The organism is Azospirillum sp. A23 (assembly GCF_042938965.1).
Classification (GTDB): domain Bacteria; phylum Pseudomonadota; class Alphaproteobacteria; order Azospirillales; family Azospirillaceae; genus Azospirillum; species Azospirillum melinis.
Map to the genome: position 1 here is coordinate 747403 of NZ_CP170667.1, position 19751 is coordinate 767153.

The following is a 19751-nucleotide window of genomic DNA, read 5'->3' on the forward strand; positions in this document are numbered from 1 at the left end:
GCCCCCCTCAGCGCAGCTTCAGCGTGGACAGGCCGACCAGCGCCAGGATCGAGGCGATGATCCAGAAGCGGATCACCACCGTCGGTTCGGCCCAGCCCTTCTTCTCGAAGTGATGGTGCAGCGGCGCCATGCGGAACACGCGCTTGCCGGTCAGCTTGAAGGAGGCGACCTGCACGATCACCGACACCGTCTCCAGCACGAAGAGGCCGCCGATGATGGCCAGCACGATCTCATGCTTGGTCACCACGCTGACCGCACCCAGCGCGCCGCCCAGCGACAGCGACCCGGTGTCGCCCATGAAGACCATGGCCGGCGGGGCGTTGTACCACAGGAAGCCCAGCCCGGCGCCGACCAGCGCGCCGCAGAACACCGCCAGTTCGCCGGAGCCCGGCACATGGTGGATCTGGAGATAGTTGGCGAAGATGGCGTTGCCCGACAGGTAGGAGATCAGGCCGAAGCAGCCGGCGGCGATCATCGTCGGCACGATGGCCAGCCCGTCCAGCCCGTCGGTCAGGTTCACCGAGTTGGAGGCGCCGACCATGATGAAGGCGCCGAAGGGCACGAAGAACCAGGACAGCTGGACCAGGAAATCCTTGACGAAGGGAACCGCCACGCCGCCCGACAGCGGTGGGGCCGACACCCACATGATCAGTGCCGAGGCGACCAGCCCGATGGCGATCTCCCAGCCCAGGCGGAAGCGGCCGGACAGGCCCTTGGTGTTGCGCTTGGTCAGCTTCAGGTAATCATCGCCGAAACCGATCAGGCCGTAGCCGATGGTCACCAGCAGGACGATCCAGATGTAGGCATTGGTCAGGTCGGCCCACAGCAGGGTGCTGACCGTCATGGCGATCAGGATCATCAGGCCGCCCATGGTGGGCGTGCCCTTCTTCTTGAAATGGCTCTCCGGGCCGTCGGCGCGGATGGGCTGGCCTTCGCCCTGCTTGCGCTTCAGCCAGGCGATCAGGCGCGGAAAGAAGACGAAGCTGATGACCAGCGACGTGATCACGGCGCCGCCGGTCCGGAAGGTCAGGTACCGGAACAGGTTGAACGGCGAAAAGACGTCGGCCAGACCGAAGAGGAGGTTGTAGAGCATTTGGGTCCGTCAGCCTCGCGGGGCCAGCGCGGATTGCGCGGCCGCCTGCGGCTGGTTGGTGGTTCGGGAGGCGGCTTTGTCCTCGCTTTCGCGCCCGCTGTCGAGTGCCGCGAGCGCATCGACGATCAGACCTGTACGACTGCCCAGGGACCCCTTGACCATGATGACGTCGCCGCCCTTTACGGTCCCGGTCACGATGGGGGCCAGCTCCACGCTGGTCTCGGTCCAGGCGCCGCGCATCGCCGCCGGCAGGCGGTCGAACAGCGTCTTCATGTGCGGCCCGCAGGCATAGACGGCGTCGACATTCGCGGCGCGCAGCGGCTCGGCCAACCCGATGTGCAGCGCGTCGGCGCGCTCGCCCAGTTCCCGCATGTCGCCCAGCACGGCAATGCGCCGGCCGCCGGCGCCGGGGTCGATCTTGCCCAGCACTTCCAGTGTTGCGGCCATGGCGGCCGGGCTGGCGTTGTAGCTCTCGTCGATCAGCGTGAAGGCGCCTTGCGGCAGCTGGATGCGCTTGCGGGTGCCGCGCCCCTTCACCGGCGGCAGGCTGGACAGCGATCTTGCGGCGGCGGCGACATCGGCGCCCAGCGCCTTCGCCGCCAGCAACACCGCCAGACTGTTCATCACCCAGTGCCGGCCCGGCTGCGACAGGCAATATTGCACCCGTTCGCCGCGGATCAGTGCTGTCACCGCGCTGCAAGTGGCGTGCAGCGAGCAGTCGACCAGCCGGGCGTCGGCCTCCTCATGGGTGCCGAAGCTCCAGATGTCAGTCAGTCCCTGACGGCGGGCGGCAGCGGCCAGCCGGGCAAACTGCCCGTTGTCGCGGTTCAGCACGGCGATGCCGCCGGCATCCATCCCCTCGAAGATCTCGGCCTTGGCGTCGGCGATGGCCTCGACGCCGGAGAAGAACTCCAGATGCACCGCCTCGATGGTGGTGATGACGGCGACATGCGGCCTGACCTGCCGCGACAGCGGGCCGAGCTCGCCGGCGTGGTTCATCCCCAGCTCGAACACGCCATAGCGGCTGTCGGCCGGCAGGCGGGCGAGCGACAGAGGCACGCCCCAATGGTTGTTCAGGCTGCCTTCATTGGCATAGGTCGCCCCTTGCGCCGACAGGACGTGGCGCAGTGTCTCCTTGGTGCCGGTCTTGCCGACGGAGCCGGTGACGCCGACGAAGCGCGCGCCGCAACGCGCCCGCGCCACCACGCCCAGCGCCGCCATCGACTCCAGCGTGTCGGACGGGGCGATCAGCAGCGGTGCGTCCGCAGGCAGGCCGTCCGGCAGATGGTCGACCATCGCCGCCGCGGCACCGGCGGCCAGCGCGGCGCCGATGAAGGCATGCCCGTCGAAATTCGGTCCGCGGATAGCGACGAACAGATCGCCCGCCGCCACCTTGCGGCTGTCGATGGCGACGCCGGTCGCGGTCCAGGCGGACGGGCCGGAGAGACGCCCGCCGGTGGCGGCGGCCGCTTCATCCGCTGTCCAAAGGACCGTCTTGTCCCCGCTCATGCTCCAACCTCCGCTACGGCTTTCCGGGCCTCGTCCGCGTCGTCGAACGGACGCACCTCGGTGCCGATCGTTTGTCCCTGTTCATGGCCCTTGCCGGCGATGACCAGCACGTCGCCGGGCTGAAGCTGCCGCACCGCGGTGCGGATCGCCTCGGCCCGGTCGCCGATCTCCTCCAGCCTGCCGGCCAGATCCCCGGTGGCTCCGGCCAGCACCTGACCCCGCACGAAGGCGGGATCCTCGGTCCGCGGGTTGTCGTCTGTGACGATGGCGCGGTCGGCCAGTCTGGCCGCCAGAGCCCCCATCACCGGCCGCTTGCTGCGGTCGCGATCGCCGCCGCAGCCGAACACCGTCACCAGATGGCGCGCGGCATGCGACCTCAGCGCCAGAAGCACCGTTTCCAGTGCGTCCGGCGTGTGGGCGAAATCGACGTAGACCGTCGCCCCGTTGGGATGGGTCGCGACATGCTGCAACCGGCCCGGCACACCTTCCAGCGAGGAAAGGCTGTCCAGTGCCCGCCCGGCGTCACCGCCGGATCCGATGACCAGCCCCAGCGCGCAGAGCACGTTCCAGGCCTGGAACCGACCTGCCAGCGGCAGGTCCACCGTCACGTCGCGGCCGAGCACGGACAGGGAGAGGCGCTGGCCATGGGCCAGCGGCTCCACCCCGGTCACCCGAAGCTCGGTGCCGGCCAGACCATAGGACAGGACCCGGTGGCCACGGTCGTTACAAATGGTGGCAAAATGTTGAAATTCCGGAGAGTCGGCGTTCAGCACCGCGACGGCGCCCGGCGGCAGGACGCGGTCGAACAGCATCGCCTTGGCGTCGCGGTACGCCTCCATCGTGCCGTGATAGTCGAGATGGTCCAGCGTCAGGTTGGTGAAGCCGGCGGCCTTGATCGCCACTCCGTCCAGCCGGAACTGCTCCAGCCCATGGCTCGACGCCTCCATCGCCAGATGTTCGATGCCGGCATCCTTGGCGGCGGCGAGGTCGCGGTGGAGCGACACCGGATCGGGCGTCGTCATCCCGCCATAGCCGTGCAGGCCGGGGCCGAGCAGGCCCAGCGTGCCCAGACTGCCGGCGGGCAGGCCGAGGCGCGTCCAGATCTGGGCGGCGAACTGGACGGTGGAGGTCTTGCCGTTGGTGCCGGTCACCGCCACCACCGTCTCCGGCTGGCGCCCGCCATGGAAGGCGGCGGCCATGAGCGCAAAGGCGAGGCGGGGCTGCGGGTCGGTCAGCAGGACGGCGGTCGAACCGGCGGGCAGCTCGGTGCCCTCGGACGCCAGCACGGCGACGGCGCCCCTGGCGAGTGCGTCGGCGATGAAGGCGCGGCCATCGGCCTTCACGCCGGGCAGGGCGGCAAAGACAAAGCCGGGCCTGACCGCTCGGCTGTCGGCGGTCAGCCCGGCGATGTCGGGGTCGGCAGCGCCGCGGGTGGCGTCAGCGCGGCTTGGTCTGAGTTGGGAAAGACGCAACGGTGCTTCCCTTCGCGGGAGGTGGGGCGGTGACGGGCGGCAGCGACTGCTGCCAGTTGGTGGAACCGGCGGCGTTCAGGTAGGTGGAGTTCAGGATCTCCGGCGTGTTCTCGTCCACCACCGGCACGTTCAGCAGCGGGCCGATCTGCTTGACGATGCGGCCCACCGCCGGGGCGGCGACCCAGCCGCCAGTGGCGTAGCCGTAGGTCTTGGCCGTCGCCTGCGGTTCGTCGACCAGCACATAGACGATGTATCGCGGATCATTCATCGGGAAGGCGCCCAGGAACGACGACATGCGCGAGTTCTTCTGGTAATGCTTGCCCTTTTGCTTGTCGGCGGTGCCGGTTTTTCCGCCGACGACATAGCCCTTCACTTCCGCCGACTTGCCGGTGCCCTCGGTGACGACGAAGCGGAACATGCGCCGCATCATGTCGGAGGTCTGGCGCGACACCACCTGTTCGGTCGGAACCTCGCCATCGGGCTGGCGCTTCAACAGCGTCGGCTTGTGGAAGAGGCCGCCGTTGATGACGGACGCGGCGGCGGCCACCGTGTGCATCGGGCTGACCGAGATGCCGTGGCCGAAGGAGATGGTGTAGCTGTTGACCTCGCGCCACGGGTTGGGCACCAGCGGCCAGCCGCTTTCCGGCAACTCCAGCCCGGTGGGCTTGGTGAAGCCCATCTTGGTCATGAAGGCCTTCTGCGCCGCCACGCCCACCTGCTGCACCATGCGCACGGAACCGAGGTTGGAGGAGTGCTGGAACACTTCCGCCACCGTCAGGGCGCGGTGCAGGTTGTGGTAATCGTTGATGGTGAAGCGGCCGATCTTGACCGGGTGTGCCGCGTCGAACATGTCCGACACCCGGATCTTTCCGGTGTCGAAGGCCAACGCAGAGTTGAAAATCTTGAAGGTGGAACCCATCTCGTACACGCCGAGCGTTGCCCGGTTGAACAGCGTGTCGGGGTTCAGGCCGGTCGGGTCCTGCGGGTCGAAATCGGGCAGCGAAACCATCGACAGCACTTCGCCGCTGCGCACGTCGAAGACGATGCCGGCGGCGCCGATGGCGCTGAATTCCTGCACCGTCGCGGCCAGTTCCTTTTTCAGGACATGCTGCAACCGCAGGTCGATGGACAACTGGAGCGGCGTTCCCGGCTCCTCGGTCAGCCGCTTGTTGAAGCCCTGCTCCATGCCGGCAAGGCCGTTGTTGTCGATGCCGGTGAAGCCGACGATGTGCGAGGTCAGCGGGCCGGCCGGATAGAAGCGGCGCTCCTCCCGTTCGAACGCGACGCCGGGGATGCCCAGACGGTGGACGGCGGCCTGCTGCTTCGGCGTCAGGTTGCGCTTCAGCCAGACGAAGCGGCGGTCGCCGCTCAGCTTGCCGAGGACGTCCTTGTAATCCAGGTCGGGCAGGGCGCTGACCAGCTTCTGCGCGGCCTCTTCCGGACGCGAGACCAGCTTGGGGTCGGCATAGAGCGACTGGGTGACCAGCGAGGTCGCCAGCAGGTTGCCGTTGCGGTCGGTGATGTCGGCGCGGTTGGTGGTGGTGTCGCCCACCTCGAGCGCCACATGCTGGCGCGGCTCGCCACCGCCCGCGAGCAGCGTGGCCATCGCCAGCTTGACGCTGATGGCGGTGAAGACGGTCGTGACCACGGCAGCCGTCACCATCAGGCGGTAACGGCTTTGCTCCAGCGCGACCGCCAGCGAGGTCCGCGGCTTGGCGGACGGCTGCGGGGCCGACTGGGGAAAGGGCGAGGGCGCCGGCGGCGGCACATAGGTGCTGCCGGTGCTTGCGCCGGGCTGGCCGTAGCCGGCCGGGCCGCCGTGGTCGTGACCGATCATCGATTGGCCCCCAGGCGCGCAACGAGCAGCCCGAGGCTGTCGGTCGGCTTGGGCTGATAGGGCTGCTGCGCGGCCGGAGCCGCGGCGGCAACCTTATTAGGTGCGGGCGCCGGCGCCGGGATCGGGCGGGAGGCCAGTTCGGTCGGGCGCGCGGTCGGGGCGTTAGGCGCCAGCTTGCCGGCGGCGGCCGGCGCAGCCGGAGCCGCCGACTTCTCTGCAGGCGCACGGGCGGAGCCGGGCACCAGGGCGGCCGGCTTGATCCGGTTGGTGCGGGACGGGTCGGCAAGGGCGGTGCCGGAGGGCAGGGACGCCGGCACGACGACAGGCGCGCGTTCCAGCGCCTTTTCCATCGGCAGAGGCTTCGCCAGCCCGACCGGCGCGCTGACCGGAACGATTCCGGCAGCGGCGTTGTTGTTGGGTGCGGCGGGCACGCGGGCGGCGGCCAGCTGGGAATTGCCGGTGCCGGGCGCGCGGACCATCGGCGGCAGCGGGGCGCCGGGCATGGCCTTGCCGGGCAGGGCCTGGGCCGGCGGCGGGACCGCGTCGGCCGGGCGCATCGGGATCATGTCCATCGCCAGGTACTGGCGCGGCTCGGTCGGCTGCAGCGTCAGATAGGCCTGGGCCATCTGCTCCAGCTTGGTGGGGTCGTTCAGGTAGCTCCACTCGGCCTTCAGGACCTGGATCGACTCCTGTTCCAGAATGATCTTGCGGTTCAGCCCGGCGAGCTTCTCCTCAAGATCCTGGACGTCGTAGCTGGTCTGGAACAGCACGCCACCGGCGGCCGCGATCAGGCCACCCCAGAACAGCCAGGTCTTGCCTTTCATGCTGCCTCCTTGCCGGACGCCGGGAACGCGGGCGCCTCGGTACGTTCAGCCGCGCGCAGCCGGGCGGACCGGGCGCGGGGATTGTTACGGGCTTCGGCCTCGCTCGGGTCCACGGGTTTCCGGGAGAGCAGGCGGAAGGATGGGTGATGCGCCGCGACCGCGGTCACGGGCGTGTGGCGGGACGGGGAGGGCGGCGGCGAGGAGCGTTCCCGCAGGAACGCCTTGACCTCGCGGTCCTCCAGCGAATGGAAGGAGACGACGGCGAGACGCCCGCCGGGCGCCAGCAGCGACTCGGCGGCGGACAGGCCGCGCCGCAGTTCGCCCAGCTCGTCGTTCACATGGATGCGCAGCGCCTGGAAGGTGCGGGTGGCCGGGTCGATCCCGTCTCCCTTCCCCTTCGGCACCACCGACCGGATGATCTCGGCCAGCCGTCCCGTGCGCTCGATCGGCGCCTCGCGGCGGGCGGCGACGATGGCGCGGGCGACGCGGCGCGCCATCCGCTCCTCGCCCAGGTGGTAGACGATGTCGGCCAGATCCGATTCGTCGGCGGTGTTCACCACGTCGGCGGCGGTCGGCCCATCCCGTCCCATCCGCATGTCGAGCGGGCCGTCGAAGCGGAAGGAGAATCCGCGTTCCGGCTCGTCGATCTGGGGGGAGGAGACGCCGACGTCGAGCGCCACGCCGTCGACCGTCCCGACGCCATGGTCGGCGAGCAGCCGGTCCATATCGCCGAATCGGCCCTCGATCACCTCCAGCCGTCCGGGGAACTCCTGGGCCAGCGCACGGCCGCGCTCAATGGCGGCGGGGTCGCGGTCGATGCCGATCACGCGGCAGGAAGCCGATTGCAGCAGGGCGCGGCTGTAGCCGCCGGCGCCGAAGGTGCCGTCCACATAGAGGCCGCCGTCGCGCGGGGACAGCGCGGCGATCACCTCGTCCAGCAGGACGGGAATGTGAATGCGGGTGCCGGTCATCAGACGCCTTCCCCGCTCCGGCTGGCGGCGCCGCGGGACGCCTTGGCGACGATCTGGCTGAGGGAGATGTCTTTGCGCACGACCTGTTCGCGCAGTGCCGCCTCGTGGGCTTTCAAGGCGTTGGGTTCCCAGATTTGGAAGGTTTTGCGGCGGCCGATGAAGGCGGCCTCTTCGGTGATGCCGGCGAACTCCGCCAGCTCCTTGGGCAGGACGATGCGACCTTCGGCGTCGGAGGAGACGGGGATCAGCTTTCCGAAGATGAAGGTCTCGATCATGTCGCGCTCGTCGGCATCGAGGTCGGGGGATTCGAGGCTTTCGGAGAGGACGTCGAGATAGTCCTGGTCGGCGCCTTCCAGCGCCTGGTGGTTCAGCGAGGGCCAGAGATAGACGGTGCTGGGAGCCGACGTCTTGGCAAGCGACTGCCTGAACTGTGCCGGGATGGACACACGCCCTTTCCTGTCAACTTTGTTGACGTATGTGGACAGGAAAACGGCCATAGGCCCGGCGATCCCCCCTGCTATCCCCCATGCGCGGTCGGGTGCTCCGCGCTAGCCCCGCTTGGCCCATTCAGCCCCCGCCCCCGGTGTTAACCAGAATGGGTAAGAGCCCCCCTTAAATGGGCATTCTTGGGATAGCATGGGACGGCATGGGCGTCAACGCTCCCCCGAGTATTCAGACGGGGGTGTCAAGACTTTTGGGTCATGCTGTGGCATCCGGGCAAGTTGGTGTACGAAATCTCAGAATCTTCGCAGTATTCCGCTGGACTCTCGCGATGTGGATAAAGTTATCCACACACGTTCTTCGAACGTTCCAAAATTTTAAGAAAATGCTGCGTACCCATGGTTTGTCGGACTGTCGAATCGACCCCCTCGGACGGCATAGAACCTTGGGTGGGAAACCCCGGTCCGGCATGGGACAGCATGGGAAATCGCCCCACAGTTATCCACCGGCTGTGGATTAGTCTGGGGAAAATGTGGATGGGGCCGTGCACATCCTGGGGATGGCAGCGGAAAAGCCCGGCGGACTGCGGGGTGCCGGGGGAGGAGTGGTCGCATCCGCCCTGTGGATGACATCGGAAACCGCCCGTCTCCCGCCCACGCCGTCCCATGCCCGCCCATCGAAAGGGGCAGGGCGAGGGCAAACGGGTGCCGCCATGGGGCGCCATGGGATCGGCCGCCCCGATGGGGGAGCCGATTTGGGACGGGCTGGGCAAAAGAGATGGGAAAGTGCCAGATGGCCTGTAAGCCGGGTTCTGTATCCCGCCCCGAGGGGCAGGCGATGGCCATTCGTCTGGGACGCCGGTTGCCCGGACGCCTCGCGCGACCAACCCGAGCGACGGCGCGGAAACGCGCTTGACCCACGCCCGTCCCGTTGCGGGGACAGTGGTCGGGCCGCTCCTATTCGGTCTTGCTCCCGGTGGGGTTTACCGTGCCGTCCCCGTTGCCGGGTCCGCGGTGCGCTCTTACCGCACCCTTTCACCCTTACCTGCGTCGAAACGCCGGCGGTTTGCTTTCTGTGGCACTTTCCCTAGGGTCGCCCCCGCCGGCCGTTAGCCGGCACCGTGTTTCCGTGGAGCCCGGACTTTCCTCCCCCGGTCGAAACCGAAGGCGGCCATCCGGCCATCTGGCGCGGTCGTTCATATAGGGAAGCGGCCGTGGGGGCAAATCCCAAATCGCGGGCTCCGACCGTTACCGTTCTGTAAGCCGCAGCAGCGCGCGCAGGCGCTGCACCGTCTCGGGGTCGGGAAGGCCGGTCAGGCAGTCGGGATGGAAGTGGCGCTGGAAGGCCAGCAGCGCCCGCGGCTCGGCCGGGTCGTACCCATAGCGTCCCAGCAGTGCGGCGACCTCCACTGTGTCGGCGGGGCCGTCTTCTGCCCGGGACGGCGTGGGCCAGAGCCCGAGTCCCCGGGCGGCGAGGCCCGGCCAATCGAACAGCTCGCCCGGATCCTCCTTGCGGGCGGGGGCCACGTCGCTATGGCCCAGCACGTCGGCGGCGGCGATGCCGTGCCGGGCGACGATGCCCAGGCAAAGCTCGGCGACCGCGGCCATCTGCACCGGCGGGAAAGGCCGGTAGCCGAACTCGTGGCCGGGATTGACGATCTCAACCCCGATGGAGCGGCTGTTGACATCCTCCGCTCCGCGCCAGCTCGACCGGCCGGCATGCCAGGCGCGCCGGTCCTCCGGCACATGGGCATAGACGGTGCCATCCTCGTCCACCGTGTAATGGGCGCTGACCTGGGACGCCGGATCGCACAGCCGCTCCAGCGCATGGGCGGCGGTGGGCATGCCGGTGTAATGCAGGATCAGCAGTTCCACCCGTGCACCGTCGGCCCGGGGGCCGTGGTTGGGGGAGGGGCGGTCGATCCGGCGGAAGGCGCTCATGTCGGCATCAGGTCGGGTTGGTGACGGTCTCGCTGACGGTGCGCGGACGGCGCTTCACGATGACCGCGACGCCGCCGATGGTCAACAGCCCGCCGATGGCGAGGTTGATCGTCACCGGATCGCCCATCAGCAGCACGCCGCTGGCCACGCCGAAGACCGGGACGGTCAGAAGATAGGGCATGGTCTGGTTGACGGAATAGCGTCCCAGCAATGGATACCACAGCCCGTAGGCGATGATGGTGACGGCGACGGCCATGTAGGCGATGGATGCCCAGCCGACCCAGGTCGAGTTCGCCAGCGCCGCCATCTGCCCATGCTCCGTCAGCAGCGACAGGACCAGCAGCTGCGGCATGGCGAACAGCGCCATCCAGCCGTTGACGGCGAAACCGTTCACCGCGCCGATCAGCTTCATCTGCACGCTCGCCACCGCAAAGGCGAAGCTCGCGGCCAGGATCAGCAGCAGCGAATGGAGCGACTCGCCCAGCCGCGGCTCTCCGGCGATCACCGCCACGCCGGCGAAGGCGGCGGCCATGCCGATGCCGCGGCGCCAGCCCAGCTTGTCCTTGAACACCAGCGCCGCCAGCAGGGAGGAGAAGGGGACCTGCACCTGTGCCGCCAGCGAGGCGGTGGCGGCGTCGATCCCGTTGAGCCCGCTGAACATCATCGGAAAATGGATGCTGCCCAGCGTGACCGACAGGAGGGCGATCTTCCACAGCTTGTCGCGCGGCACGCGGAAGAAGGGGATGATCAGCACCGCCACGAGGGCGAAGCGCAGGAACATCACGAACAGCGGCGGAAATTCGGCCAGCGCCCATTTCGCCACCACAAAGTTCAGCCCCCACAGCGCCATCACCGCCAGCGCCTGGAGCGTGTGGGCAAAACTCATGCCCGCCCGCCTTCCAACTCCTCGCGCATCGCCTCGAGCTCCAGCCAGCGCTCCTCCGCCGCGGCCAGCGCCGCCTGCTTGGCGTGCAGCTGCTCGCTCGTCTTCTGGAATTTGGCGGGGTCGCGGGTGAACAGGTCGGGATCGGCCAGCGCCTTCTCCAGCTTGGCGATCTCGCCCCCCAGCGTGTCCATGCGGGTGGGCAGCTCGTCCAGCTCGCGCTGGTCCTTGTAGCTCAGTTTGCCGCGCGGCTTGGCTGCGGCGGCCGGCGCCTGGGCGGCGGGCTTCGGCTTGGCGGCGGCCGCGGCGGGAGCCGCCTTGGCCGGGCGCTGCACCAGATAGTCGGAATAACCGCCGGCATATTCGGTGGCGGTGCCGTCGCCCTCCAGCGCGATGGTGGCGGTCACCAGCCGGTCGAGGAAGTCACGGTCGTGGCTGACCAGCAGAAGCGTGCCCTGATAGTCGCCGAGCACATCCTCCAGCAGGTCCAGCGTGTCCATGTCGAGGTCGTTGGTCGGCTCGTCGAGGATCATCATGTTGCTGGGCTTGGCGAACAGCCGGGCCAGCAGCAGCCGGTTGCGCTCGCCGCCCGACAGTGCCTTGACCGGGCTGTCCAACTGCCGGGTGTCGAACAGGAAATCCTTCATGTAGCCGGCGACATGGCGCGACACGCCGTTGACCACCACCGCATCGCCGCCGAAGGGGCACAGCACCTTTCGGATGGTGTCCTCCGGGTTCAGCCCTTCGCGCCGCTGGTCGAAATAGGCGGTGTCGAGGTTGGTGCCCAGCTTCACCGTGCCCTCGTCGGGATCGAGCTGGCCGGTCAGTATCTTCAGCAGGGTGGACTTGCCGGCGCCGTTCGGCCCGATCAGGCCGACCCGGTCGCCGCGCAGGATGCGGGTGGAGAAGTCCTTCACGATGGTCTTGCGGCCGTCGGGCGTGTCGAAGCCCTTGGAGATGCCGGTCGCCTCGATCACCAGCCGGCCGCCGCGCTCGGCCTCGGCGATGGCGAGCTTGGCCTGCTGGCCGCCCTTGATCTGCTCCGCGCGCCCGGCCCGCAGGTCCAGCAGATTGCGGACGCGTCCCATGTTGCGGGTGCGCCGGGCGGAGATGCCCTCGCGCAGCCACTTCATCTCGCTTTCGATCTTGCGGTCCAGCTTGTGGGCCGCAGCCTCTTCCGACTCGAACACCTCGGCCTGCCAGGTCTCGAACTCGGCGAAGCCGCGGTCGGTGGCGCGCACCGTGCCGCGGTCGAGCCACAGCGTCCGCTTGGCCAGCCGGTTCAGGAAGGCACGGTCGTGGCTGATCAGCAGCAGGCCGCCGCGGAAGGACAGCAGCTCCTCTTCGAGCCACTCGATGGTGGGGAGGTCGAGGTGGTTGGTCGGCTCGTCCAGCAGCATGACGTCGGGGTTGCCGACCAGCGTGCGGGCCAGCGCGGTACGGCGCGATTCGCCGCCCGACAGGGTGCGGGGGTCGAGGTTGCCGTCGACCTGGAGCCGGTCGAGCACGGCGTCGACGCGGTGCGCCTCGTCCTGCTCGTCGGCGGGCAGGCCCTTCACGACATAGTCCTGGACGGTGGCACAGCCGGTGAAGTCCGGCTCCTGCGGCAGATACGCAAGGCGGGCGCCCGGTTGGACGAACACGGTGCCGCCATCGGGTTGGATCATCCCGGCCAGCACCTTCATCAGCGTCGACTTGCCCGACCCGTTGCGTCCGACCAGGCAGGCGCGGTCGCCGCGGCCGATGGACAGGTCGATGCCGTCGAACAGCGGACGGCCGCCGAAGGTGACGGAGACGCCCTGGAGCGCCGTGATGGGTGCGGGAGGAGCCATGGACCGTTCGTGCGCCGGAAAATCGAGGGAAGGGGATGGGTTATAGCGCGCCGTCCCCCTCCACCGCGACCCGGAAAAACGGTTGGGCGGGTTGCGCCCGGTGGAACCGCCCCCGCCGTCAGGCCGGGATCAGGCCGGTAGTTGGGCGATGCCGGTCGGCGCCGGCACCTGCTGTTCCTGCATCTTGAAGCCGAAATAGGTGCCGTTGCTGATGCCGGTCAGGGCCAGCAGGTTGGCCGACAGCTCCGGCATGCCCAGCGTGCGGGTGACCTCGTAGAGGAAGGTGATGCCCAGCACGCCGGTCCAGGCCAGCAATTGCAGGCGATGAATGTTGTAGCTGGCGGCATCGCTCAGCAGATCGGGCAGCAGCCCCTGGGTGGGTGGATAGACCTGCTCCAGGCTGGCGGCCATGGCCGTCCGGTCGGGCGGGGTGGCCGTGGAGGCGGCGATGTAGAGGGCGGCATGCTGCTGGCGTCGGGTCTGGTCGTCGCTCGGCCGGCGGTCCTGGAAGGCGGCCAGGACCGAGGTGCCGCCGACGATCCCCATCAGCGCCATGGTGCCGGTGGTGATGGTGTCCATCGATCCGGTGATGGTCAGGATGGCGGCGTAGGAGGCGGTGACGATCCCGCTCCACCACAGAAGCTGGAAGCGGGCGAGGCTGTAGGGTGCCCGATAGTTGGCCGGCATCGGCACGCCGGCAATCGGGGTGATGGCATCGGTGCGTCCGAAATGGCGGAAGAAGGCGAACAGGAACACCGCCGCCACCAGGGCGAACCACACCGCCGCCAGCCCGAGGTCGCGGTCGCTGGCGCCCTGGATGGACACCATCTGCGGCGCGGTCGTCATGCCGCCGGTGGCCGGGCCGAAGGCGACCGGCAGGGTCTTGGCCCCGGCGAGGCTGAAGAAGCCGCTGAAGGCGGTCTGCCAGGATGTCCGCCGCTTCGCCGCGTCGTCGCCGTTGCCGGCGATGGAGGTCGAGGCGGTGCCCACCAGTTCGCCCTTGGCGGAGCAGGCGAAGCTGGCGCGGGCGCCGGGAATGGTCTGGCCGTTGGCGACCAGGACCAGCGCTTGCGCGTTCAGCATTGCCGCCTGCGTGGCGCAGTCGGTACCGGCAGGCGCCGCCCCCAGATTCAGCGTCAGCGGTTGGCCCAGCACCACCGTGGCGTCGCCGGCTGTTGCGGGGGGCGCCACCTGCGCCTGGGCGCCGCACCCCATGGCAATCGTCGTTCCCAGTACAGCGGCGAAGACCGTTCGGATGATCGTGCGTCGCATCGTCGTGTCGTCCCCAAAACACGCGGGCAACCGGTCGCCCGCCCCGCCGGGGACGATACGTCAGGAAACGGGATAAAGGCCATGGGAAAGCAATTTGAAATGAACTCGACCTACAGCGATTCGCGACAGGTTAGGATAGGGCGGCGGCACCTTCCCGTTCGCGGCGGATGCGGTCGTAGGCGGCGTTGATCAGCGCGAGTTTCTGCGTCGCCAGATCGATGAATTCCTGTGGCATGCCCTGGGCGATCAGCCGGTCCGGGTGGTGTTCCCGCACCAGCGCCCGGTGTGCGGCCTTGACCGCATCGTCGCCGGCCAGACGCGCCACGCCGAGCACGGCATAGGGGTCGGTTTCCGTCGGGGTGCCGGCCAGATGGTGACCGGCGACGATGCGGCGGAAATCGGCCTCGTCGAAGCCGAAGATCACGGCGACGGCGTGCAGATACTCCACCTCCGTCTCGTGCAGCTCGTCATCGGCCTCGGCGATCATCAGCAGGCTGTCAAGCAACTCCTCCAGCACCGCGTGCTTGTCCTCGAACAGCTTGGCGATCTGGCGGGCATATTCCTCGAACCCGCGGGTGTCGCGGCGGGCGAGGTCGAAGACCCGGCCGACATTGTCCAACTCCTCCGGCGGGACGCGGAACAGCCGCTTGAAGGTGTCGACCTCCACCCGCTTCACCACGCCGTCGGCCCGGGCCATCTTTGCGGCCAGCGCGATCACGCCGATGGTGAAGGCGACGGTCTGCTTGGCCGCTTCGGCTTCGGCATCGCTCATGCCGCGGCGCGGTTGCTCGTCCGCGCCGCAGGGTGACCACAGGTCGACCGCATGCTCGGCCAGACCGCCCAGCAGGGCGCCGAGCGGACCGCCGGTGAACAGGCCGGCCGCGCCGCCCAGGATCTTGCCCCAGATGCTCATGTCATGCCCTTTTGTGCACAGGCCACCCCACCCGTGAGCGCAGCATAGCGGCCGGGAAAGGGCAGGCCAACTGTGGCTTGCCGGCAACAGGCCAGCATTGTTGGTATCGCGAATTTCTAATAAGCGCTTGCGAATCCCGCCGGCCACGCCATGTTGCAATGCAACAAAAGGCGCCGGAGAGAGCGCCGTTCGCGATAAGACGGTGCCTGCCGACGGCGGTGCCGGAGCCTGGGGAAAACGTTCTGCACGAATGCGTTTTCGGATTTCGAGAACCGTGAGCAGAGCCATGCCTGTCATCCGCAAGATCATGCCGACCGAGCTGCCCCAGTACCGGGCGCATCTTCTCCGCCTCGACCGCACGGACCGTTATGCCCGCTTCGCCGGCACCCTGTCGGACGACGCGGTGGAGCGGCATTGCACGGCCATCGACTGGGGCCGGACGGTGATTCTCGGCGCGTTCGAGGACGGCGTGCTGCGCGGCGCCATCGAACTGTGCGGCGACCGTCTCCTCTGGCCCGAACAGGCTGAATTCGGCATCAGCATCGAGTCGGGATTGCAGGGCAAGGGTGTCGGCACCACGCTGGTCCGCCGCATCCTGACCGTCGCCCGCAACCGTGGCATCCGCCATGTCCATATGGTGTGCCTGGCGGAAAACTCCCGCATGCGCGCCCTGGCCCGCCGGTTCGGCGGACGGCTGGTGCTCGACGGAGGCGAGATCACCTCGATGTTCGAGCTGCCGGCGCCGAACCAATTCTCCATCGCCTTGGAAGCGCTGGAGGATGGCAGCGGCGCCTTCAACAGCATCCTGTCGGGCAATGCCATTCAGTCCTGTCTGTCCACCCGCCCGCGGGAACGGCTGGCCGCCTGACGGCGACATCTGCAAGGTCGGTCGTCCGTCATCCTGTGTTCTTTCCGCCGCGTCCTTCCTTCCTGATGGGGCCGAGCCACTCAGGCGGTTGAAATTCGCTGCCGGATCGCGAAACTCCGGCCCACGCGCGGTGCGGTTGCCGCGCATGGACTTCGGCGGGTGCGACAATGGGTGAGACGAAGAACGCGGCGGTGGCCGGAGGGGCGGTGGCCGGAACGGCGGAGACCAGGCCGGCCCGGTGGCAGTTCTGGGTGGATCGCGGCGGCACCTTCACCGACATCGTCGGCCGGCGGCCGGACGGGTCGGTCGTGACCCACAAGCTGCTGTCGGAAAATCCGGAGCGCTATGCCGACGCCGCCGTCCAGGGCATCCGTGAGCTTCTCGGTCTGAAGCCGGGCCAGCCGATCCCGCCGGACACGGTGGAGGTGGTCAAGATGGGCACCACCGTCGCCACCAACGCCCTGCTGGAACGCAAGGGCGAGCCGACCGTCCTGCTGATCACCGAAGGTCTCGCCGACCAGCTGCGCATCGGCCATCAGGCCCGTCCGAAGATTTTCGCCCGCCGCATCGATCTGCCCGACCAGCTCTATTCCCATGTGGTGGAGGTGCCGGAACGGGTGATGGCCGATGGCCGCGTGCTGAAGCCGGTTGATCTGCATGCCGTGCGCCGAGGGCTGGAGGAGGCCTATCGCCGGGGCTTCCGCGCCGCAGCCATCGCGTTGATGCATGGCTACCGCTATCCGGAGCATGAGCGGCAGGTCGCCTCGCTGGCCCGCGCGGTCGGCTTCACCCAGGTGTCGGTCAGCCATCTGGTCAGCCCGCTGATGAAGCTGGTCGGCCGCGGTGACACCACGGTGGCTGACGCCTATCTTTCCCCCGTGCTGCGCCGCTATGTCGACCGGGTCGCCAATGACCTCAGCGTCGACGGCACGCCGGTGCCGCTGATGTTCATGCAGTCGAACGGCGGCCTGACCGACGCCCGCCGCTTCCAGGGCAAGGACGCCATCCTGTCGGGGCCGGCCGGCGGCGTGGTGGGTGCGGTGCGCACCGCCGGCATGGCCGGCTTCGACCGGGTCATCGGTTTCGACATGGGCGGCACCTCGACCGACGTGTCGCATTATGCGGGCGAGTATGAGCGCGCCTTCGACGCGGTGGTGGCCGGCGTGCGGGTGCGCGCGCCGATGATGCACATCCACACGGTGGCGGCTGGCGGCGGTTCGCTCTGCGTCTTCGACGGCACCCGCTTCCGCGTCGGGCCGGACAGCGCCGGCGCCAACCCCGGCCCCGCCTGCTACCGCCGCGGCGGTCCGCTGACCGTCACCGACTGCAACGTGATGGTCGGCAAGATCCAGCCGCGCTTCTTCCCCAATGTCTTCGGCCCCAATGGCGACCAGCCGCTGGACGCCGAGGTGGTGAAGGCCCGCTTCACCGAACTGGCCGCCACCGTCAACGCCAAGCTCGGCACGGCGATGACCCCGCAGGAGGTCGCCGAGGGCTTCCTGCGCATCGCCGTCGACAACATGGCGAACGCCATCAAGAAGATCTCGGTCGAGCGCGGCTATGACGTCACCGGCTACACGCTGAACGGCTTCGGCGGGGCGGCGGGCCAGCATGTCTGCGCCGTCGCCGACGCGCTGGGCATGACGCGGGTGTTCCTGCACCCGCAGGCCGGCGTGCTGTCGGCCTACGGCATCGGTCTGGCCGACACCGTCGCCATCCGCGAACGCGCGGTCGAAGGCCCGCTGAGCGACGCCGTCGTCGACCGGCTGACCATGCTGTTCACCGATCTGGAGACCGAAGGGCGGGCGGAGCTGACCCGCCAGGGTGTCGATGCCGGACGGCAGGCGATCAACCGCCGCGTCCATCTGAAGGCCGCCGGCTCCGACACCACCCTGACCGTCACCTTCGGGTCGAAGGTGGCGATGACCAAGTCCTTCGAGGAGGCGCACCGCCGCCGCTACGGCTTCCTCACCCCCGGCACCGCGCTGGAGGTCGAGTCGGTGACGCTGGAGGCGGTCGGCCTGACCGACGTTCTGGAGGATCCGGAGCTTCCCGCCACCACCGCGGTGCTGCCGCGCCGGCTCGCCACCGTCGCCATCCACAGCGGCGGCCCTGGAGGGGGGCAGCGCCGCGAGGCGCCGCTCTACGACCGTCGTCAGCTTCAACCCGGCAACCGTGTCGTCGGTCCGGCGATTCTGGCCGAAGCGGTCTCCACCACCGTGGTCGAGCCCGGCTGGATGGCGGAAGTCACCCGCAAGAACCATCTGGTGCTGACCCGGCTGGAGCCCGCGGCCCAGCGTCAGGCCGCCGGGGTCAAGGGCGGGGCGAAGGTCGATCCGGTGACGCTGGAGGTCTTCAACAACCTGTTCATGTCCATCGCCGAACGGATGGGCGTGACGCTGGAGAAGACCGCCCGGTCGGTGAACATCAAGGAGCGGCTGGACTTCTCCTGCGCCCTGTTCGACCGCGATGGCGGCCTGATCGCCAACGCGCCGCACATGCCTGTCCATCTGGGATCGATGGGCGAGAGCGTGCGTGCCGTCATCCAGCGCCGCGGCGGCACCTTCACCGCCGGTGAGAGCTTCGCGCTGAACGATCCCTATCACGGCGGCACCCATCTGCCGGACATCACCGTCGTCTCGCCGGTGTTCGACGAGGCGGGCAAGGAGCTGCTGTTCTTCGTCGCCTCGCGCGGGCACCATGCCGACGTCGGCGGCATCACCCCCGGCTCGATGCCGCCGGACAGCAGAACCATCGCCGACGAGGGCGTGCTGCTGGACTGCGTGCCGCTGGTCGAGAGCGGCCAGTTCCGCGAGCAGGAGATGGTTGAGCTTCTGCGCTCCGGCCCGCATCCGGCGCGCAACCCGGTGCAGAACATCGGCGACCTCAAGGCGCAGGTCGCCGCCAACGAGCAGGGCACCCGCGAGCTGCACCGCGTCGTCCGCCTGCACGGCCTGTCCACCGTCATCGCCTATATGCGCCACGTCCAGGACAATGCCGAGGAGCAGGTCCGCCGCGCCATCGGCGTGCTGAGCGACGGCGACTTCGCGGTGACGCTGGACAATGGCGCGGTCATCAAGCTGCGGGTGTCCATCGACCATGGCGCGCGCTCGGCCATCGTCGATTTCTCCGGCACCAGCACCCAGCTGACCAACAACTTCAACGCCCCGTCGGCGGTCTGCCGGGCGGCGGTACTCTATGTCTTCCGCTGTCTGGTGGACGACGAAATCCCGATGAACGAGGGGTGCCTGCGCCCCATCGAGATCGTCATTCCGCCGGGCTCCATGCTGTCGCCCAACCCGCCCGCCGCGGTGGTCGCCGGCAATGTGGAGACCAGCCAGTGCATCGTCGACGCTCTGTTCGGCGCGCTGGGGGTGATGGCGTCGGCCCAGGGCACGATGAACAACACCACCTTCGGCAACGAGTGGCACCAGTATTACGAGACGGTCTGCGGCGGGTCGGGCGCCGGCAACGGCTTCAACGGCACCGACGCCGTGCAGACCCACATGACCAACTCGCGCCTGACCGATCCGGAGGTGCTGGAATGGCGCTTCCCGGTGCTGGTGGAGAGCTTCCGCATCCGCCGGGGATCCGGCGGGGCAGGGCGCTGGCGCGGCGGCGACGGCGTGATCCGCCGCCTGCGCTTCCTTGAGCCGATGACCGCCGCCATCCTCGCCAACCACCGCAAGATCGCTCCCTTCGGCCTGAAGGGCGGTGCCGACGGTGCCGTCGGCCGGACCTGGGTCCAGCGCACCGACGGCAGCGTGCAGGAACTGGCCTCCCAGGACAGCGCCGCGATGCGGCCGGGCGACGCCCTGGTGGTGGAAACGCCGGGCGGCGGCGGGTTCGGAGCCGCGGGGTAAAGGGGAAAGTTTGGGGGGCGGCCGAGACAGACT

Annotated in this window: 14 protein-coding genes and 1 other RNA gene; 2 read left to right on the plus strand and 13 right to left on the minus strand. The window is 68.8% G+C overall.

The window, feature by feature from the left end:
* Positions 1-7: 7 nt before the first annotated feature.
* From mraY to ABNQ40_RS20995, 13 genes are all read right to left on the minus strand, one after another.
* On the minus strand, positions 8-1093 hold the full coding sequence (gene mraY / locus ABNQ40_RS20935) for a phospho-N-acetylmuramoyl-pentapeptide-transferase (RefSeq protein ID WP_098739423.1): 1086 nt from the start codon (positions 1091-1093) through the stop codon (positions 8-10).
* A gap of 9 nt (positions 1094-1102) precedes the next feature.
* The gene (locus ABNQ40_RS20940) at positions 1103-2602 is read right to left on the minus strand and encodes a UDP-N-acetylmuramoylalanyl-D-glutamyl-2,6-diaminopimelate--D-alanyl-D-alanine ligase (protein ID WP_109052121.1); all 1500 of its coding nucleotides are present in this window, start codon (positions 2600-2602) and stop codon (positions 1103-1105) included.
* The gene (locus ABNQ40_RS20945; protein WP_109052122.1) at positions 2599-4074 is read right to left on the minus strand and encodes a UDP-N-acetylmuramoyl-L-alanyl-D-glutamate--2,6-diaminopimelate ligase; all 1476 of its coding nucleotides are present in this window, start codon (positions 4072-4074) and stop codon (positions 2599-2601) included. The genes ABNQ40_RS20940 and ABNQ40_RS20945 overlap by 4 nt, the downstream gene beginning before the upstream one ends.
* Positions 4040-5911, minus strand: coding sequence for a penicillin-binding protein 2 (locus ABNQ40_RS20950; RefSeq protein WP_109052123.1), 1872 nt, complete (start codon positions 5909-5911; stop codon positions 4040-4042). Before ABNQ40_RS20950 ends, ABNQ40_RS20945 begins: the two co-directional genes overlap by 35 nt.
* Positions 5908-6735 carry a hypothetical protein gene (locus tag ABNQ40_RS20955; RefSeq protein WP_109052124.1) on the minus strand — a complete coding sequence of 276 codons (828 nt, stop codon included), beginning with the start codon at positions 6733-6735 and terminating at the stop codon, positions 5908-5910. The genes ABNQ40_RS20950 and ABNQ40_RS20955 overlap by 4 nt, the downstream gene beginning before the upstream one ends.
* Positions 6732-7706, minus strand: a complete 975-nt coding sequence (rsmH, locus tag ABNQ40_RS20960) for a 16S rRNA (cytosine(1402)-N(4))-methyltransferase RsmH (RefSeq protein ID WP_109052125.1) — start codon at positions 7704-7706, stop codon at positions 6732-6734. Before rsmH ends, ABNQ40_RS20955 begins: the two co-directional genes overlap by 4 nt.
* The gene (locus ABNQ40_RS20965; protein ID WP_247880098.1) at positions 7706-8152 is read right to left on the minus strand and encodes a division/cell wall cluster transcriptional repressor MraZ; all 447 of its coding nucleotides are present in this window, start codon (positions 8150-8152) and stop codon (positions 7706-7708) included. The genes rsmH and ABNQ40_RS20965 overlap by 1 nt, the downstream gene beginning before the upstream one ends.
* A 779-nt stretch (positions 8153-8931) precedes the next feature.
* An RNA gene (gene rnpB / locus ABNQ40_RS20970) (RNase P RNA component class A) lies at positions 8932-9333 on the minus strand.
* Between the two features lie 61 nt (positions 9334-9394).
* On the minus strand, positions 9395-10087 hold the full coding sequence (locus tag ABNQ40_RS20975) for an N-acetylmuramoyl-L-alanine amidase (RefSeq protein ID WP_109052127.1): 693 nt from the start codon (positions 10085-10087) through the stop codon (positions 9395-9397).
* Positions 10088-10094: 7 nt separating this feature from the next.
* Positions 10095-10973, minus strand: a complete 879-nt coding sequence (locus ABNQ40_RS20980; protein WP_109052128.1) for a DMT family transporter — start codon at positions 10971-10973, stop codon at positions 10095-10097.
* Positions 10970-12802 (minus strand): ABC-F family ATP-binding cassette domain-containing protein, encoded by a 1833-nt coding sequence (locus ABNQ40_RS20985; protein WP_109052129.1) that lies wholly within the window; start codon positions 12800-12802, stop codon positions 10970-10972. The genes ABNQ40_RS20980 and ABNQ40_RS20985 overlap by 4 nt, the downstream gene beginning before the upstream one ends.
* A gap of 129 nt (positions 12803-12931) precedes the next feature.
* A complete protein-coding gene (locus tag ABNQ40_RS20990; RefSeq protein WP_109052130.1) occupies positions 12932-14074 on the minus strand; it encodes a hypothetical protein in 1143 nt (380 codons plus the stop codon).
* 130 nt (positions 14075-14204) lie between these two features.
* The gene (locus ABNQ40_RS20995) at positions 14205-14987 is read right to left on the minus strand and encodes a TerB family tellurite resistance protein (RefSeq protein ID WP_109052131.1); all 783 of its coding nucleotides are present in this window, start codon (positions 14985-14987) and stop codon (positions 14205-14207) included.
* Between the two features lie 286 nt (positions 14988-15273).
* Between ABNQ40_RS20995 and ABNQ40_RS21000 the strand changes: the two genes are divergently transcribed.
* Entirely contained in the window at positions 15274-15855 is a 582-nt protein-coding gene (locus ABNQ40_RS21000; protein WP_109052132.1) for a GNAT family N-acetyltransferase, read from the plus strand.
* Positions 15856-16022: 167 nt separating this feature from the next.
* A complete protein-coding gene (locus tag ABNQ40_RS21005) occupies positions 16023-19718 on the plus strand; it encodes a hydantoinase B/oxoprolinase family protein (protein ID WP_109052133.1) in 3696 nt (1231 codons plus the stop codon).
* The last annotated feature ends 33 nt before the right edge of the window (positions 19719-19751 follow it).

What these genes read in the sequence shown, in the direction of transcription:
- rsmH (WP_109052125.1), bottom strand. Translation starts at nt 7,706, where the DNA reads ATGACCGGCACCCGCATTCACATTCCCGTCCTGCTGGACGAGGTGATC.
- ABNQ40_RS20995 (WP_109052131.1), bottom strand. Translation starts at nt 14,987, where the DNA reads ATGAGCATCTGGGGCAAGATCCTGGGCGGCGCGGCCGGCCTGTTCACC.
- ABNQ40_RS20980 (WP_109052128.1), bottom strand. Translation starts at nt 10,973, where the DNA reads ATGAGTTTTGCCCACACGCTCCAGGCGCTGGCGGTGATGGCGCTGTGG.
- ABNQ40_RS21000 (WP_109052132.1), top strand. Translation starts at nt 15,274, where the DNA reads ATGCCTGTCATCCGCAAGATCATGCCGACCGAGCTGCCCCAGTACCGG.
- ABNQ40_RS21005 (WP_109052133.1), top strand. Translation starts at nt 16,023, where the DNA reads ATGGGTGAGACGAAGAACGCGGCGGTGGCCGGAGGGGCGGTGGCCGGA.
- ABNQ40_RS20985 (WP_109052129.1), bottom strand. Translation starts at nt 12,802, where the DNA reads ATGGCTCCTCCCGCACCCATCACGGCGCTCCAGGGCGTCTCCGTCACC.
- ABNQ40_RS20950 (WP_109052123.1), bottom strand. Translation starts at nt 5,911, where the DNA reads ATGATCGGTCACGACCACGGCGGCCCGGCCGGCTACGGCCAGCCCGGC.
- ABNQ40_RS20955 (WP_109052124.1), bottom strand. Translation starts at nt 6,735, where the DNA reads ATGAAAGGCAAGACCTGGCTGTTCTGGGGTGGCCTGATCGCGGCCGCC.
- mraY (WP_098739423.1), bottom strand. Translation starts at nt 1,093, where the DNA reads ATGCTCTACAACCTCCTCTTCGGTCTGGCCGACGTCTTTTCGCCGTTC.
- ABNQ40_RS20990 (WP_109052130.1), bottom strand. Translation starts at nt 14,074, where the DNA reads ATGCGACGCACGATCATCCGAACGGTCTTCGCCGCTGTACTGGGAACG.
- ABNQ40_RS20975 (WP_109052127.1), bottom strand. Translation starts at nt 10,087, where the DNA reads ATGAGCGCCTTCCGCCGGATCGACCGCCCCTCCCCCAACCACGGCCCC.
- ABNQ40_RS20940 (WP_109052121.1), bottom strand. Translation starts at nt 2,602, where the DNA reads ATGAGCGGGGACAAGACGGTCCTTTGGACAGCGGATGAAGCGGCCGCC.